Origin of the sequence: Pedobacter roseus (genome assembly GCF_014395225.1) — a bacterium.
Taxonomy (GTDB): domain Bacteria; phylum Bacteroidota; class Bacteroidia; order Sphingobacteriales; family Sphingobacteriaceae; genus Pedobacter; species Pedobacter roseus.
On record NZ_CP060723.1, the window covers coordinates 1,000,876 to 1,016,682 of the forward strand.

General features: G+C 38.9%; 21 protein-coding genes. All 21 read left to right on the forward strand.

Annotation, left to right across the window (positions count from 1 at the left end; all coding sequences use genetic code 11):
• The first annotated feature begins 243 nt into the window (after positions 1 to 243).
• Positions 244 to 819 (forward strand): TerD family protein, encoded by a 576-nt coding sequence (locus tag H9L23_RS04560; protein WP_025143108.1) that lies wholly within the window; start codon positions 244 to 246, stop codon positions 817 to 819.
• A gap of 16 nt (positions 820 to 835) precedes the next feature.
• Positions 836 to 1,504, forward strand: coding sequence for a TerD family protein (locus tag H9L23_RS04565; protein WP_187593862.1), 669 nt, complete (start codon positions 836 to 838; stop codon positions 1,502 to 1,504).
• Between the two features lie 64 nt (positions 1,505 to 1,568).
• The gene (locus H9L23_RS04570) at positions 1,569 to 2,120 is read left to right on the forward strand and encodes a TerD family protein (protein WP_187593863.1); all 552 of its coding nucleotides are present in this window, start codon (positions 1,569 to 1,571) and stop codon (positions 2,118 to 2,120) included.
• Positions 2,121 to 2,131: 11 nt separating this feature from the next.
• On the forward strand, positions 2,132 to 2,791 hold the full coding sequence (locus H9L23_RS04575) for a TerD family protein (RefSeq protein ID WP_187593864.1): 660 nt from the start codon (positions 2,132 to 2,134) through the stop codon (positions 2,789 to 2,791).
• A complete protein-coding gene (locus H9L23_RS04580) occupies positions 2,791 to 3,198 on the forward strand; it encodes a hypothetical protein (RefSeq protein WP_187593865.1) in 408 nt (135 codons plus the stop codon). The genes H9L23_RS04575 and H9L23_RS04580 overlap by 1 nt, the downstream gene beginning before the upstream one ends.
• Before the next feature lie 10 nt (positions 3,199 to 3,208).
• Positions 3,209 to 3,847 (forward strand): vWA domain-containing protein, encoded by a 639-nt coding sequence (locus tag H9L23_RS04585; protein ID WP_187593866.1) that lies wholly within the window; start codon positions 3,209 to 3,211, stop codon positions 3,845 to 3,847.
• Between the two features lie 5 nt (positions 3,848 to 3,852).
• Positions 3,853 to 4,488, forward strand: a complete 636-nt coding sequence (locus H9L23_RS04590) for a vWA domain-containing protein (protein ID WP_187593867.1) — start codon at positions 3,853 to 3,855, stop codon at positions 4,486 to 4,488.
• Position 4,489: 1 nt separating this feature from the next.
• The gene (locus H9L23_RS04595; protein WP_187593868.1) at positions 4,490 to 4,972 is read left to right on the forward strand and encodes a hypothetical protein; all 483 of its coding nucleotides are present in this window, start codon (positions 4,490 to 4,492) and stop codon (positions 4,970 to 4,972) included.
• A gap of 65 nt (positions 4,973 to 5,037) precedes the next feature.
• Positions 5,038 to 6,090: a TerY-C metal binding domain-containing protein gene (locus H9L23_RS04600; protein WP_187593869.1), complete on the forward strand. Its 1,053-nt coding sequence runs from the start codon at positions 5,038 to 5,040 to the stop codon at positions 6,088 to 6,090.
• A gap of 2 nt (positions 6,091 to 6,092) precedes the next feature.
• A complete protein-coding gene (locus H9L23_RS26815) occupies positions 6,093 to 7,022 on the forward strand; it encodes a protein phosphatase 2C domain-containing protein (protein ID WP_262892379.1) in 930 nt (309 codons plus the stop codon).
• The gene (locus H9L23_RS26820; protein WP_262892380.1) at positions 6,953 to 7,516 is read left to right on the forward strand and encodes a protein phosphatase 2C domain-containing protein; all 564 of its coding nucleotides are present in this window, start codon (positions 6,953 to 6,955) and stop codon (positions 7,514 to 7,516) included. Before H9L23_RS26815 ends, H9L23_RS26820 begins: the two co-directional genes overlap by 70 nt.
• A gap of 8 nt (positions 7,517 to 7,524) precedes the next feature.
• A complete protein-coding gene (locus H9L23_RS04610) occupies positions 7,525 to 9,033 on the forward strand; it encodes a helix-hairpin-helix domain-containing protein (RefSeq protein WP_187593870.1) in 1,509 nt (502 codons plus the stop codon).
• A 90-nt stretch (positions 9,034 to 9,123) separates the two neighbouring features.
• Positions 9,124 to 9,816 (forward strand): NUDIX hydrolase, encoded by a 693-nt coding sequence (locus H9L23_RS04615; RefSeq protein ID WP_187593871.1) that lies wholly within the window; start codon positions 9,124 to 9,126, stop codon positions 9,814 to 9,816.
• Positions 9,817 to 9,884: 68 nt separating this feature from the next.
• Positions 9,885 to 10,718 (forward strand): ribose-phosphate diphosphokinase, encoded by an 834-nt coding sequence (gene prs, locus H9L23_RS04620; protein ID WP_187593872.1) that lies wholly within the window; start codon positions 9,885 to 9,887, stop codon positions 10,716 to 10,718.
• A gap of 7 nt (positions 10,719 to 10,725) precedes the next feature.
• Positions 10,726 to 11,211 (forward strand): nucleoside 2-deoxyribosyltransferase domain-containing protein, encoded by a 486-nt coding sequence (locus H9L23_RS04625; RefSeq protein ID WP_187593873.1) that lies wholly within the window; start codon positions 10,726 to 10,728, stop codon positions 11,209 to 11,211.
• A 23-nt stretch (positions 11,212 to 11,234) separates the two neighbouring features.
• A complete protein-coding gene (locus tag H9L23_RS04630; protein ID WP_187593874.1) occupies positions 11,235 to 11,774 on the forward strand; it encodes an NADAR family protein in 540 nt (179 codons plus the stop codon).
• Positions 11,775 to 11,785: 11 nt separating this feature from the next.
• A complete protein-coding gene (locus H9L23_RS04635; protein ID WP_187593875.1) occupies positions 11,786 to 12,298 on the forward strand; it encodes an O-acetyl-ADP-ribose deacetylase in 513 nt (170 codons plus the stop codon).
• A gap of 13 nt (positions 12,299 to 12,311) precedes the next feature.
• A complete protein-coding gene (locus H9L23_RS04640; RefSeq protein ID WP_187593876.1) occupies positions 12,312 to 12,854 on the forward strand; it encodes an RNA 2'-phosphotransferase in 543 nt (180 codons plus the stop codon).
• A 1-nt stretch (position 12,855) separates the two neighbouring features.
• Positions 12,856 to 13,587 carry a metallophosphoesterase family protein gene (locus H9L23_RS04645; protein WP_187593877.1) on the forward strand — a complete coding sequence of 244 codons (732 nt, stop codon included), beginning with the start codon at positions 12,856 to 12,858 and terminating at the stop codon, positions 13,585 to 13,587.
• A 20-nt stretch (positions 13,588 to 13,607) separates the two neighbouring features.
• Entirely contained in the window at positions 13,608 to 15,065 is a 1,458-nt protein-coding gene (locus H9L23_RS04650; RefSeq protein ID WP_187593878.1) for a nicotinate phosphoribosyltransferase, read from the forward strand.
• Positions 15,066 to 15,126: 61 nt separating this feature from the next.
• The gene (locus H9L23_RS04655; protein ID WP_187593879.1) at positions 15,127 to 15,531 is read left to right on the forward strand and encodes a hypothetical protein; all 405 of its coding nucleotides are present in this window, start codon (positions 15,127 to 15,129) and stop codon (positions 15,529 to 15,531) included.
• Positions 15,532 to 15,807: the final 276 nt, after the last annotated feature.

The following is a 15,807-nucleotide window of genomic DNA, read 5'->3' on the forward strand; positions in this document are numbered from 1 at the left end:
CATCCAAACTAATATATTTGTTTATAAACATTTAAACAGATAATCAGGGCTACAGGATATAAAAACATTAGCGCTCAATCACCGTCGCTGTAGCCATCCCCACATCCTTATTATTCAAGTTAAAATAACAATTGCTTTTAAAAAGTAATGTGTTTTTTCTTTTGTGCTTTATTGCGTTAACATGCAGTATTGATAATTTACATCCTATTTATTTACAATATTTCAAAAAAAATCAAATTAGTAATGGCTATTAATCTACAAAAAGGGCAAAAAATTGATATCGGACTATCGAAAATTACTGTAGGGTTAGGCTGGGACCCGAATGAGGGCACTGGTTATGACTTCGACCTGGATGCATCAGCATTTATGATTAACTCGAGTAGATTGATCCCTGAAGAAGAGTATTTTGTTTTTTATGGCAATACCGATTCTCCCGATCAGGCCTTGCACCACACCGGTGATGATCCAACGGGAGGAAACAGTGCCGATGGCGATGATGAAAGTATACAAGTTGATTTATCAAAAGTTGATCCCCAGATCCAGGAAATTTTATTTGTGGTAACCATTCATGAGGCCATTAGCCGTAAACAAAATTACGGACAGGTTCGGAATTCTTATATCCGCATTGTAGATGACAGTAATGGACAAGAGGTTGCTAAATATGAACTGGGGGAAGATTTTTCTATTGAAACAGGAGTAGAATTTGGTCGCTTATACAAACGTGAAGGCAAATGGAAATTTGAAGCGTCTGGTATAGGTTACCGCGAAGATTTATCATTTTTCCTGTCAAAATATTTTAAAGGACAGATTATTAAATAATATCTAAACACGCTTTATGGCTATAAATTTAGTAAAAGGTCAAACCATTGATCTCCGCAAAAATGATAAGGGCGAAACATTCGATTTGTCGAAGGTTACCATGGGACTGGGATGGGATGTCCGTAAAAAAAATACAGGTTTTCTCGGTAAACTATTCGCACCAAAAGAAGAAGAATTCGATCTGGATGCGATTGCTTTCTTACTGGATGGCAATGATAAAATCCTCAACCTGGGCAGAACAGTTAATCAGAATGGCCGTCAGGTTGGATTGTTTGAAGGAGATGTGATTTTTTTTAATTCAATGCGGCATCCTTCAGGAAATATCTGGCTCACTGGTGATAACAGGACTGGTGCCGGCGATGGAGACGATGAACAGATTATCGTAAAATTAGATTCCCTGGATCCCATTTATCAGAAAATAATTTTTGTGGTATCCATTTATCAGGGCAGGCAGAACAATCAACATTTTAGCATGGTCGAAAATGCTTTTATAAGGGCTGTTGATGCTAATGGAAAAGAAATAACGAGATATAGCCTTTCTGGTGATGCATCCTTAAATGGCATGTGCACGATGGTTTTTGCCGAAGCTTACTGTAAAGATGGTGGCTGGAAATTCAGGGCTATTGGCGAACCATACCAAACAGATAGTTTCTTAGAGATTTTAAAAAAATACGTAAACGCATAACATTTATAAAATTAAACCACTGTTGAGCAACATCATGCAAAGCTTAACCGTAAATTAATCAGATATGGCAATTAACCTGCAAAAGGGACAACGCGAAGCAATTAATGCTCCTCAATTTACCATCGGACTTGGATGGGATACCAATAGTGCATCAACAGGCACTAGTTTTGATTTAGATACTTCAGTTTTTGTATTGGGCGATAATAAAAGATTATTATCCGATTCTCATTTCGTTTTTTATAACAATTTAAAAACACCAGATGGTGCTGTAGAACATTCAGGTGATAACTTAACGGGAGATGGCGATGGCGATGATGAACAGATTAAGGTAGATCTTTCAAAAATCGGCTCAGCTGCTACAGAAATCTGTGTGGTAGTTACTGTTCATGATGCTGAAAACAGAAGACAGAATTTTGGGCAGATCCGGAACTCTTACATCAGGGTGTTGGATGGCGCCAATAATGAGGTGTTGAAATATGAATTAGAAGAAGATTTTTCAATAGAAACTGCTGTCGAGTTTGGAAGGATTTACAAACGCAATAATGAATGGAAATTTGAAGCTGTAGGTGTTGGTATGAAAGATGGATTGGAGTTTTTCTTAAATAAATACAACTAAATGCATTCATTATGGCAATTAATTTATCAAAAGGACAAAAAATAGACCTGCGGAAAGAAAGCGGTGCTACTTTAACCAGTTTTTGTGTGGGGGTTAATTGGGGTGCAATAGAAACCAAAGGTTTTTTGGGTTTAACAACCAATAAGCAAAGCGTAGATCTTGATCTGAGTTGTATCCTCATTGATGATAACAACAACCTGTGCGACCATATTTATTCGCCACTTTATAGAATTGATTTTTTGCAGCAATTCGGCCTGCCAAAAGGGAAACTACTCTCGTTAGATGGTGCATTAAGGCATACTGGTGATGATTTAGAAGGAGATTCGGGTGGTGACGATGGTTTGGATAATGAAATTATCACGGTCGATTTGTCAAGGATTGATCCTAAAGTGGCCAAGATATTCTTTTTTCTGAATAATGTAGGTAAAGAGGATTTTTCTCAGATTCCATATTCAAAAATCAGGATGTATGAAGGAACGCCAACACAGGTAAAAGAGGTTTTTGCTTCCTATAATGTATCTGCCGAATCGGGTTATGCCGGTAAAAAAGCGCTCATTATGGGTAAGCTTTATAAACGCAATAACGAATGGAAATTTGATGCCATTGGCGATCCCACACCAGATACCTTTTTAGGGCAAACGATTCATTTAATCCTAAAATCTTACCTGTAATGAGTATTAAAAATATCGAAGGTTTAACCGGCGACGAAATCAGGGATTTGGTTGCCCGGGGCGGTAAATTTGTCATGTATAAATATTGCATCTCTGTAATAATTATGACCTTTAACCGGCCGTCTGATTTTTATTTTATCCATCCAGGCAAGAGCAGTATTACACCTGGATTAGGATATCTGTTTGTGAGTTTGTTTTTGGGTTGGTGGGGCATTCCCTGGGGACCAATTTACACCATTGGTAATATTGGGAGCATTTTGGGTGGCGGAAAAGATTATACCAATGAAATTTTAGCGCACATCAACCAAAACGATCCTACTTACGGTGCAGGTGCTACTTATAATATACCTGCGCATATTCAATCAGCTAATCCGGAAACGGCCAATACTTACAATATTCCACAATAATTTTTTGGTTATGAGAAGACTTCCAGTATACCTCTTGTTAGATACATCAGGCTCCATGACAGGTGAACCGATTGAAGCGGTAAAAAATGGGGTTCAGGTAATGATCAGTGCTTTGCGCCAAAATCCGCAGGCCATAGAAACGGCCTTTATCAGCATCATTACTTTTGATAGCGTGGCGCAACAGATTATTCCGCTTACCGATCTGGCATCATTCCAAATGGTCGATTTAAGAGCAACAGGTACTACGGCTTTAGGCGAGGCCTTAAAATTAGTGTCAAACCGGATTGATTATGAGGTTGCAAAAACCACAACGGAACAAAAAGGAGATTGGAAACCTTTGGTTTTTATCATGACCGATGGAATACCAACCGATGATTGGTTGCCGGGTTTAAATGAGTTTAAACAACGTAAAACGGCATTTACAGTTGCCTGTGCTGCCGGAACCGGTGCTGATACGGCTGTTTTAAAACAGATTACCGAAAATGTGGTCAGTTTAGATACAGCCGATTCGGCGAGCATAGGAAAATTTTTTCAGTGGGTAACCGCATCTATCGGCGTAAGTTCTACCAGGGTAGAAGATGGTGGGAAAGAAATACAAGGCTTTAAGGAACTGCCTCCTCCTCTACCCGAATTAAATATCGTTATTTAAAAAATATGAGAAGATTACCTGTTTATTTTTTGATAGATACCTCAGGTTCGATGTATGGCGAACCCATTCAGGCGTTAAATAATGCCCTAAGTGGGATGATCAATACCTTGAGGGCAGATGCACAGGCATTAGATTCCTTGTGGATCAGTATGATTACTTTCGATCGGGAGGTTAATGAAATTGTACCCCTAACGGAGCTTCCCTCTTTTCAGCTCCCCGAAATCATTTGTCCGCAGAGCGGCCCTACGCATACCGGTCAGGCGCTCGAAATGTTATATCAGAAAGTACAGCTTGATGTAATGAAAGGCAATGCTAACCAAAAAGGAGATTGGAAACCACTGATGTTCTTATTTACCGATGGAAAGCCTAGCGATCTGCAGTTATACCGGGAAATGCTGCCTAAAATCAAATCACTAAATTTTGGGGCAATTGTTTGCTGTGCTGCAGGGCATTTGGCCAACGATTCCTTATTGAAAGAACTTACACCCGATGTGGTACATTTGGATACTGCCGATAGTGCAACACTGAAACAGTTTTTTAAATGGGTGTCCGAAACCATCGAACAAGGGAATAAAAGTCAGGGAACAGGCGAGAGTGTAACCTTGCCGCCACCACCGAGTGAAATTACTTTGATTATTTAGTATGGATGTTCTAAGTATAATTAGCATAGCCATTACGGTTATAGGTTTTATTGTTAAAATGTCGTCGGGTGGAGACAGCGATAACGGTTCAAATTACCAACCTTTAACTACCAGCGATATATTTCCTGAAACAACCTTAGATGGGATTTTAATCTGCTATGAAAGCTTTAAATCCCCTAATTTTAATATGCGCCAAGCCGAACTAAATTTGAGAAGCAATCAATATGGCGATTTTAAGGTTCTTGCTGCAGATTTACAGGGCGATTGTCTTTATATAAATGTGCAGTTTATTGATGTTTTTGATAAAAAGAGTAAAAACAATGAGGTAGTAACTTTTAACAACAAAGTAAGTACTTATTTCTCAGTCAATCATTTAGAAGGGACTGATAATGTGGTTGTTTACGGTTGTACCAATTACAATCAACGGATTAAAGATGGTTACAGGGATGTTGCTAAAGAAATCCGCAGTATAATTTCCCGATGATATCAGCTTAATGTAGGATCATAAAATTATTTTCTTATTCGAACCATTAGCCAATTATTTATAATATGAGAAGATTACCCATTTACTTTTTAATAGATATTTCCGAATCGATGGTTGGCGATCAGATCCAACAGGTAGAAGAAGGCATGGCAACCATTATCAAAGCCATTAAAACCGATCCTTATGCCATAGAAACCGTTTGGATTTCGATCATTGTTTTTGCCGGACAAGCTAAAACCCTGGTTCCTCTACAAGAGGTGGTGAGTTTTTATCCGCCAAAATTTCCTATTGGCGGGGGCACATCTTTAAGTAAAGGTTTAGGGCATTTAATGTTCCAGATGAGAAAGGATATCGTTAAAACCACCATGGAGCAAAAAGGCGATTGGAAACCAATTGTATTTCTGTTTACCGATGGTGTACCCACCGATGACACTAAAAGTGCCATTGCCGAATGGAAACAGAACTGGAAGCGTACCGTAAACATGGTGGCCATTTCTTTTGGCAACAGTACAGATACAAGGATTTTAGCAGAGTTGACCGAAAATGTGCTTCAGTTTAAAAATGCAGGTACTGAAGATTACAATAAGTTTTTTAAATGGGTAACAGATTCCATTAAAACCAGCAGTATCAGTGTAGAAAATAACGAATCGGGCTTCGAACTCGCAAAATTGGATGGCGATACGCTTTCTAAAATCGATATTTCCAAAGCACCCGCTACTAAACAGTATATTGATAATAATTATGTTGTATTATCGGCCAAATGCCAGAATACAAAACGGCCATATCTGATGAAATACCGGAAAGTGGTTAACGAATCAGGTTTTGATGGTTTAAATCTGCAAACTCAGGCTTATCGTCTGGTGGGTGGTTTTCAGGTAGATCAATCTTATTATGAGCTCTGCGAAGATAATGGCATACAGCAAAAAGTAAATACCGAAGAACTGATAGGTGCACCCTCATGCCCCTGCTGTGGTAACCAATTTGGCCTGGCCATGTGCCAATGCCAAAAAATACACTGTATCGGTAACGAAACCATGAGTACTTGTCCCTGGTGTGGTAGTACAGGCAGTTACGGTTATGGCGAAGGTGGTTTTGATGTTGGAAGAGCACAAGGTTAGGCATGGTCGAAACCAGAATGTACATCGAAAACCTGTTTAAACGATTTAATGTTCAGGTACCGGCAAACAGACAGAAACTCTTTGAGCAGTTTATGTACGAAGAATTTAATGTTGAGGCCGTAAAACTGATCATGGAAAAACACAAAATTATCATGGAAAATTGGGAGTTGAAAGTAAGGATTGAGGATGTTTTAGCAAAGCAGATGATTATTCCGAATGCTACAGTTGCAAAACCATACCAGGCAGCATTGGATTTTAACCAGCCGGAATTTCAGGAGATCAGCTTTGTCGAGTTTGAGGGTTTAAATCAATATGGACTCAATTTTAATCCGGAACTTAAACTGATAGAAGGTATCCCAAACCAAAGCGGCGATTTTAAAGTCAAAATGAGATTTAAGGTTTTCGGCGAAGACGAAAATTCAGAACCAAATACCAAAATGATCTCTTTGGTTGTGAATGCGGATCCCAAATCTCTCTGGAAAAATATTGCCAGCGATGATCAAAAAGACGAAATCTGGAAAGAGCAGCATTATTGGAAGCCCGATCAGGTGGAGGATTTTCAGAAATTGGGCAGTAAGCATATTTTAGTTTCCTCCAAAAGAGGGAGAAGCCACGCCAATGTGGGTTCTTTTAGGGAAGATGATTATGCTTTTAAATATTTTGAGGCTAACGGCTGGAGCATTGTTTGCGTGGCTGATGGTGCCGGAAGTGCCAAGTTAGCCAGGCAGGGATCTAAAATTGCTTGCAAAGCGGTTGTTGATTATTTTGAACAAAATTTAACTGATGATAGCCTAAAACAATTTGACGAAATCTTATTGCATCACCATCAAGAGGGGGGGATAGTCAGCAGATCAGCCATTTTGTGTACAATAACCTTTCAAAAGCAGCCCTTTATGCCCACAGGCAGATCGAAGAATTTGCTACAGAAATAAATCACCCTATTAAAGATTTCCATTCTACCCTGATTTTCGCGCTGGTTAAAAAGTTCGATTTTGGTTATGCCATTTTAACTTTTGGCGTTGGTGATTGTCCGATTGGCTTATTAAATAATGATTTAACTGAAATTAAGCTAATGAACTGGCTCGACGTTGGCGAATTTGGCGGTGGAACCAGGTTTATCACCATGCCCGAAATTTTTAGCAGTGAAAAATTCCCTACACGCTTTGGTTTTACTTTAACTGATGACTTCTCTTACCTGATGCTCATGACGGATGGTATATACGACGCCAAGTTTGTGGTAGAGGCCAATTTAGAGAAATTGGAAAACTGGAAAACATTTGTTGATGATTTAAAAGGAAATAATGAAGATCGTGCTGCGGTAAACTTCGATGCCTCAAATCCGGAAATTGCTCATCAGCTTTCTGCATGGATGGATTTCTGGAGTCCCGGAAACCACGATGATCGAACTTTGGCCATCATTTTTTAATAAGCATCATGTCGATAATTACCGTAAAATCCATACTAACCGATCGTTCCTATCAATATGTTGATAATGGCGACCCTAAAAGCGGAACGGCCAAAAATGTATATTTTAGTCCCGACCGGAAATATGTGGTGGCTATTTTTAAAGAAAAGCAGGATTTTAATCAAAAAGAACGTTTAACCAGGATTGTAACCAGGTATTTAGATCAGATTCAATCCAAAGAGGCCGGAGATTATTATTTAAATGAAATATATCGCTGGCCAACTGATCTTATAGAAACTAAAGATAGAATTGGGATTATTGTTCCGATTTACAGTTCGAAGTTCTTTTTTGCAAAAGGTTATTCATCCAGCGATCTGATCAAAGGAGAAGAAAAGAATGGAAAATGGTTTGCGGGGGCTAAATTCCGTAATAAACTGTTTCCCTTAAGCTTGGATCAGACAGAACTGGGCAGGTGGTTAAATTATTTCCAGATTGGCATTAACCTTTCGAGGGGTGTGAAAAAGATGCATCAAATGGGCTTGTCGCATTCTGATTTATCTTATAACAATGTGTTAATCGATCCTTCAAGCGGCTCGGCCTGCATGATAGATTTGGATGGTTTGGTTGTCCCTGGCTTATTTCAGGCAGAAGTGATCGGAACGGCCGATTTTATTGCGCCAGAAGTATTGGCTACCAAACACCTCAATAAAACTGATCCTGCAAGAAAACTTCCTAACCGCTTAACTGATTTACATGCATTAGCCTGTTTAATCTACATGTATTTATTGCACAGGCATCCCTTAAAAGGCGGTAAAGTACACGATCTCGATACCGAAAAAGATGACCTGTTAAGTATGGGCGAAAAAGCTTTATTTATCGAGCATCCCACCGATTTATCAAACCGGCCCAAAATGAACCAGATTTCTAAATGGGATACCTATTGGGCAGATGTAAATAAAATTCCATATACCATCACCGGGCCTTACCTTAAAACCTTGTTTGATAAGGCTTTTATAGATGGTCTGCACAATCCCATGCAACGGCCTACCGCCGAAGAATGGGAAATTGCGCTGTTAAAAACCACTGATCTGATGCAACAATGCAGTAATACCTACTGTGATCAGAAATGGTATGTTTTCGATAACACCACTATTCCAAAATGTCCTTTTTGTGGCACCAGCCATCAAGGAACATTACCGGTTTTAGATCTGTATTATCAGTTTCAGCCCACGGTTTGGCGACCAGAAAACCATCGGTTAATGGTTTACAACAACCAATATTTATTTCAGTGGCATGTTAACCGGAACGTGATCAGGAATGAACGGTTAACCGCCGAACAGAAAATTCCGGTTGGCTATTTTACTTTTCACGAAGGGAAATGGGTTTTCGTTAATCAAACACTCACTTCATTGATCGATAAAACTGAAGATAAAGAGTTACCTGTTAATACTATGGTCGAATTAACCGATGGCAAAAAGCTGCTTCTCTCAAAAGAAGATGGTGGAAGGGTTATTTTGGTTACACTGGCAAATAAATAGAAGGTAATCTTCAGAAAATGCCAAATCTTAATATTCGATTTGAAATTGAGAAATTTATTAACTTTGTGTTGTTTTTACACAAATTAGGGAATGATCAATCAAAATATCAAAATCGCTGTTGATGCCATTGTTTTTGGCTACGAAAGAGGAACGCTTTATGTATTGGCTGTTCAGCAGCGCTTTGGTAAACTGGCCGATCGGTGGGTGTTGCCGGGTGGGTTTATTTTAGATGACGAACCTTTATTAACAGCAGTAGAACGTGAGCTTAAAGAAGAAGCTGGTATCACGGTGAATTACCTTGAACAGTTAGGCACTTTTGGTGATGATGTTAAACGCGATGAACGTTTCAGGGTAATTTCTGTTGCTTATTTTGCCTTAGTGAATCCTAAAAATTTTGTGCTGAAGGCCGATACTGATGCCAAAGATGCAAAATGGTTTCCAGTTGCTGAAGTTCCGCAATTAGGTTATGATCATAATGAAATGCTTAACCTCGCACATCAGCGGTTAAAAAGCAAACTGACTTATCAGCCCATCGGATTTGATCTTTTAGATCAGGAATTTCTCTTCTCCGACCTCGAAAATTTATATTGCTCCATTTTGGAAAGGGATATTGACAGGAGAAATTTCAGGAAAAAAATCTTAAGTTTTGGAATTGTTACAGAAACCGATAAGGTTGTTAAAATAGGCTCTAGCGGACGACCAGGTAGGCTTTTTACTTTCGATAAACCTAAATACAATCAACTTTTAAAAGAAAATTTCCAGTTTGACATTAGGTTTGCGTAAAAAAAACACAAATTATTCTTTGTGTTATAAAAATGATTTTTATATTTGTGTAAATAATACGCAAATATATGTTAAATCTAAATCCAAGTTTTACTCCGCTAGGCGAAAATAACTTAATCGAATACAAATCTTTCTTATTTGCAGGTGGCGAGCCACACATTAAAATTTCTAATAATTTTGATGCCAGCCTTCCGGTTACCATTACACACCGGATAAATTCTTTTAATGATTTAGGTCTGATCTGCATTACGGTTGATGCTTTGAAAAGGATGGGCGTAAAGGAAATCAATCTTTTTATTCCATATTTTCCAGCAGCAAGGCAAGATAGGGTAATGATTCCTGGCGAACCTTTATCGGTTAAAGTTTATGCCGATATCATCAATGCAATGGCTTTGGCAAGTGTTACCGTATTCGATCCCCATAGCGAAGTAACACCAGCATTGCTTAATAACTGCCTTACCATTTCCAATCATGAATTTATAAAACAGGTAATCGCAAAAATTGGAGCAGATGTAAAACTCATTTCCCCTGATGGAGGAGCTTTAAAGAAAATTTATAAAGTATCCGAATTTTTAGGAGGTGCAGAAGTTGTAGAATGCTCAAAAAGCAGAGATGTAAAAACCGGAAAACTTTCAGGGTTTAAAGTGTATAGTGATGATCTGGCTGGTGCCGATTGTTTAATAGTAGACGATATCTGCGATGGTGGCGGTACCTTTATCGGTTTGGCCGAAGCATTAAAGGCTAAAAATGCAGGAAAATTATATTTAGCCATTAGTCATGGCATATTCAGCAAAGGCTTTGATGAACTGGGTAAATATTTCGAGCAGATTTTTACTACCGATTCGATTAAAGAAGTGGATCACGTTGGCGTAACACAGATAACACTGGCGGAAATTTTATAAAATAAAGATGAAAACGATACTTCCCCCACAGGTTATTACTCCATCCGATGTTTCGGTGTTTCTTGCTGGAACCATTGATATGGGCAATTCGATCGATTGGCAACAAAAGTTTATCGATCGGGCAAATAATGAAGATACTTTGAATAATGTTATTGTTTTCAATCCGCGCAGAGCATCATGGGACCATACCTGGACGCAGACAATCGAAAATGCACAATTTAGTGAGCAGGTTAACTGGGAGCTGGATGCCATGGAAAATGCTGATGTGATTTTGTTGTTCCTTGAAAGTAATTCCAAATCACCAATTTCGATGATGGAATTAGGCTTATTTGCCGATTCAGGTAAGTTAATGGTTTGTTGTGAGAATGGATTTTGGAGAAAAGGCAATATCGATATCGTTTGTAAAAGGAAAGGGATCGATCAATACAATACATTCGATGAGCTTGGTACAGCTGTAATTGCGAAGCTTAAAAAATTGGTAGAAAGCAGGTAAGAATTAGTTTAAAGAAAATTGGCATGAAGTACGATATTAACTGGTTACTCAAAACCATAGATGGAAAGGAACTCGACTTATTAATGTTTTGGGGCCATCAAAGAAGCAAAGATGGATCAATCATTAAAACCTGCATGAGCCAATGGTGGCCATCTCCAATTTTTGAAAATGACATCACTTATCAAACAGCAGAGCATTACATGATGGCACAAAAAGCGCTTTTGTTTAATGATCAGGAGATTTTTGAAAAAATATTAACAAAAAATTCTCCGAAAGATGTAAAAGATCTGGGAAGGCAGATCAAAAATTTTGACGTAGAAAATTGGGATGCCCACAAATTTGATATTGTAAAACAGGGAAACCTGCTTAAGTTTTCTCAAAGTGAAGCATTGAAATCGTTCCTTTTGCAAACCAAAAGTAAAATACTGGTAGAAGCAAGTCCGGTAGATGCAATTTGGGGGATTGGTTTGGCAGAAGACAATTCGGATGCGCTAAATCCTGAAAAGTGGAAAGGTTTAAACCTATTGGGGTTCGCATTGATGGAAGTTAGAGATGAGTTATAAAATAAAACACCATGATCATAGAATTAATCAAAGCCGATATAACAACAATTAAAGCCGATGCCATCGTTAACGCGGCAAATAGTTCTTTGCTAGGTGGCGGAGGGGTTGATGGTGCCATCCACAGAAAAGGTGGCAAAGAAATTTTAAAAGCATGTGTAGCCATTAGGAATAAACAGGGAACATGCAAAACCGGAAATGCAGTAATTACAACGGCAGGTAATTTACCTGCAAAATATGTGATCCATACCGTTGGACCGGTGTGGAATGGAGAGAGTGAAAAAAATAAGGCTTTGCTTGCCGATTGTTACCGGAACAGCCTAAACCTTGCTATAAAAAACGGTGTTAAGGTAATTGCCTTCCCAAACATCAGTACGGGGATCTACCATTTCCCGAAAGATAAAGCAGCAGATATTGCCATTACTACGGTAAATAATTTCGCTCAAAAAGAAAAAATAGAAAAGGTAATCTTCGTTTGTTTCGACGATGAAAATTATGAACTCTACCTACAGAAATTGAATAGATAATATTCATATTATTATGGACACTAAAATAATAAAAGGCATAAGCAAATTGCTTAGCTATATTTTGAGGCATTCGCCAGAAACAATAAAGCTAAAGCTCGATGAAAATGGCTGGGCGGATGTGAACGAGCTGATTGCCAAATTCGACCTTTATGATTTAACATTAGATTTAGAGCTGCTTCAATACGTTGTTGAAAATAACGACAAAAAAAGATTTTCCTTTAACGAGGATAAAACCAAAATAAGGGCAAATCAAGGTCATTCCATTTCGGTAGAATTAAACTTAAATGAAACCGAGCCTTTGGAATACCTGTATCATGGTACGGTTGAAAAGGTCCTTTCGGACATTAAAACGCAGGGACTGCAAAAAATGAGCAGACAGCATGTGCACTTAAGCGCCGATAAAGAAACCGCTAATAAAGTGGGTGGCAGGAGAGGAAAACCCGTTATCCTAATCGTTAACAGCGGGGCGATGCATAGGGCAGGATATAAATTTTACCTATCGGCCAACAACGTGTGGCTTACAGATGTTGTGCCTGCTGAATATATAGAATTTTAACATGGGCAGAACATTGGTAATTGGCGATATACACGGCGGATTAAAAGGCCTGATCCAGCTTTTCGAGCGTGCAGAAGTATCAACCGAAGATAAGCTCATTTTTCTTGGTGATTACGTTGACGGATGGAGTGAGTCGGCTCAGGTGATCGATTACCTGATGCTTTTAGAAAAAAGCCATCAATGCATTTTTATCAAAGGCAATCACGATGCATGGTGTATCGATTGGCTCCAAAAAGGTATCGTTGATGATGTTTGGTTCGTACATGGTGGTAAATTAACCATCGAGAGCTATAAAGACATATCGGATACAATAAGACAGAAACACCTGGATTTCTTTGAACAGATGCACGATTATTATGTAGACAGACAGAACAACCTCTTTATTCATGCTGGTTTTTCTTCCATGCACGGACCGGAAAAGGAGCGTTATTCTTCCAATTATTCGTGGGACAGAACGTTATGGGAAATGGCGCTGACTATGGATAACCGGATTAAAAAAGATTCGGCCATTTATCCGAAACGTTTATTGCTTTATCACGAAATCTACATCGGCCATACACCAACGCTCTACTACAACGTTAAGGTGCCAATGCAGGGCTGTAATGTTTGGAATATAGATACCGGTGCTGCATTTACCGGAAAATTAAGCTGTTTGGATATCAAAACCAAACAATTTTGGCAAAGCGATACACTACAAAGCCTGTATCCGAACGAAAAAGGAAGAAATAAATAATAGTTAAATACATCAAAACCATGAATCCATTATTATTAACAGACGGTTATAAAGTTGACCACCGCAGACAGTACCCTGAAAATACCACACTGGTTTATTCCAATTGGACGCCCAGAAAAAGCAGGCTCGAAAATGTAAATCACGTGGTACTTTTTGGCTTACAGTACTTTATCAAAAAATACATTATCGATGATTTTAACCAGAATTTCTTTAAACAGCCAAAAGAAGAGATTTTAAGGAAATACGCCCGCAGGATCAATAATTACCTTGGCGAAAATCTGGTAGGAACACAGCACATTGCGGATTTGCATGATCTGGGTTATATCCCCATGGTTTTCAAATCACTTCCTGAAGGGGCCGAAGTGCCTTTGCGTGTACCCATGTTCACCATGTACAATACCAAACCAGAGTTTTTCTGGCTGACCAATTATTTCGAAACATTGCTTTCTGCAGTAGTTTGGTTGCCATGTAATTCGGCTACTCTTGCAAAACAGTACCGTACCATCTTGGATAAATATGCAGAAGAAACCTCGTCGGTGCCAGAATTTGTAGATTGGCAGGGACATGATTTCTCTATGCGCGGCATGGGTGGGATAGAAGCTGCGGTAACATCGGCCGCAGGCCATTTATTGAGTTTTACCGGAACCGACACCATCCCGGCAATTGATTTTCTGGAAGAATATTACAAAGCCGATTCAGATAAAGAGTTAATCGGTGGCTCTGTAGCCGCTACAGAGCACTCGGTAATGTGCATGGGAACCAATACTGGCGAGCTCGAAACTTTTAAACGCCTGATCCTCGAAGTTTATCCAAAAGGAATTGTGTCTATCGTTTCCGATACCTGGGATTTATGGAAAGTATTGACTGAGTATCTGCCTGTTTTAAAAGATGATATCATCGCCAGACCAGGTAAGGTGGTAATCAGGCCTGATTCTGGAGACCCGGTTGATATCATCTGTGGAAATCCAAATGGCAAAAATGAAAATGAGAAAAAAGGTGTGATAGAGCTGCTTTGGGATGTTTTTGGTGGAAAAACCAACGATAAAGGTTTTAAAGAACTGGTTCCACAGATTGGGGCCATTTACGGCGATAGCATCACTACTGAAAGAGCTACACAAATCTGCGAACGTTTAAAAGCCAAAGGTTTTGCTTCAACCAACGTGGTTTTCGGTATCGGTTCTTTCACTTATCAGTACAATACACGAGATACTTTTGGTTTTGCCATGAAAGCCACTTACGGCGAGGTAGATGGCGTTGGTCGTGAGATATTTAAAGATCCTATTACCGACGATGGAACCAAAAAATCGGCAAAAGGTTTACTGCAGATTTTTAAAAATGCAAAAGGAGAATATGAATTGAAAGATCAATGCACCTGGGAAGAAGAAGCCAAGGGCGAATTGAAGGAAGTTTTCAGGGATGGAAGCTTATTGATCGATTATTCTCTTACCGACATTAGAGAAAGGCTAAAGAATAGTTAACTTCGCGAAGTTTTTTAATCGATCGGCCTTTGGCTGGTCGATTAATTTTTTGAAAGATACCATGCAGAACAATTCCACATTTAACCATCAAGCCGATATTGTAAATAGTGCCATCAGATTTATAAATGCATGGTTTAAACAATCGAAGGCTATAACAGAAGAACTGAATGACTTTTTTATGCTTCCAGGTAATAAAATTATCGGCAAAGATGTCATTATTAGCAGGTTGAAAGGTATTTTCGGGCAATCTGATGAATATGTTGGTGGCAGATATGATATCATTGATGTTAATTTCGAACTACTGAACGATGGTAAAGGGATGGGCTTTGTTGAAGGTGTTGCCGGTTATCGGGATGTTCTTCAAAAACAATCTAAAATTATAAGCGGACCTTTTAAGCTTTATTTTGCGCTGTACAATGGCAGTTGGAAAATTGTTAATATTGAATTTCCGGGATTTAGTTATTAGGTTAATAAGATCAATGCACGAAATCGTCATTGCGAGAAGGCTTTTTCAGCCAGCGAAGCAATCTTACAACGATCGCTACCTGCATGTGCATTAAAATTGCTTCATTCTTCGGAATGACGCTCTTTTTTCCTGCCAGTCTCAACCTATCAAGCTAGCGTAACGTAGCCGAGAAATCTATCGAAGCAGATCTCTCCACTCCACTGCGTTCCGGTCGAGATGACGCGGCTTAATAACATTGATAATAATAAATGCGGAATATTATCCCCAATTCCATAA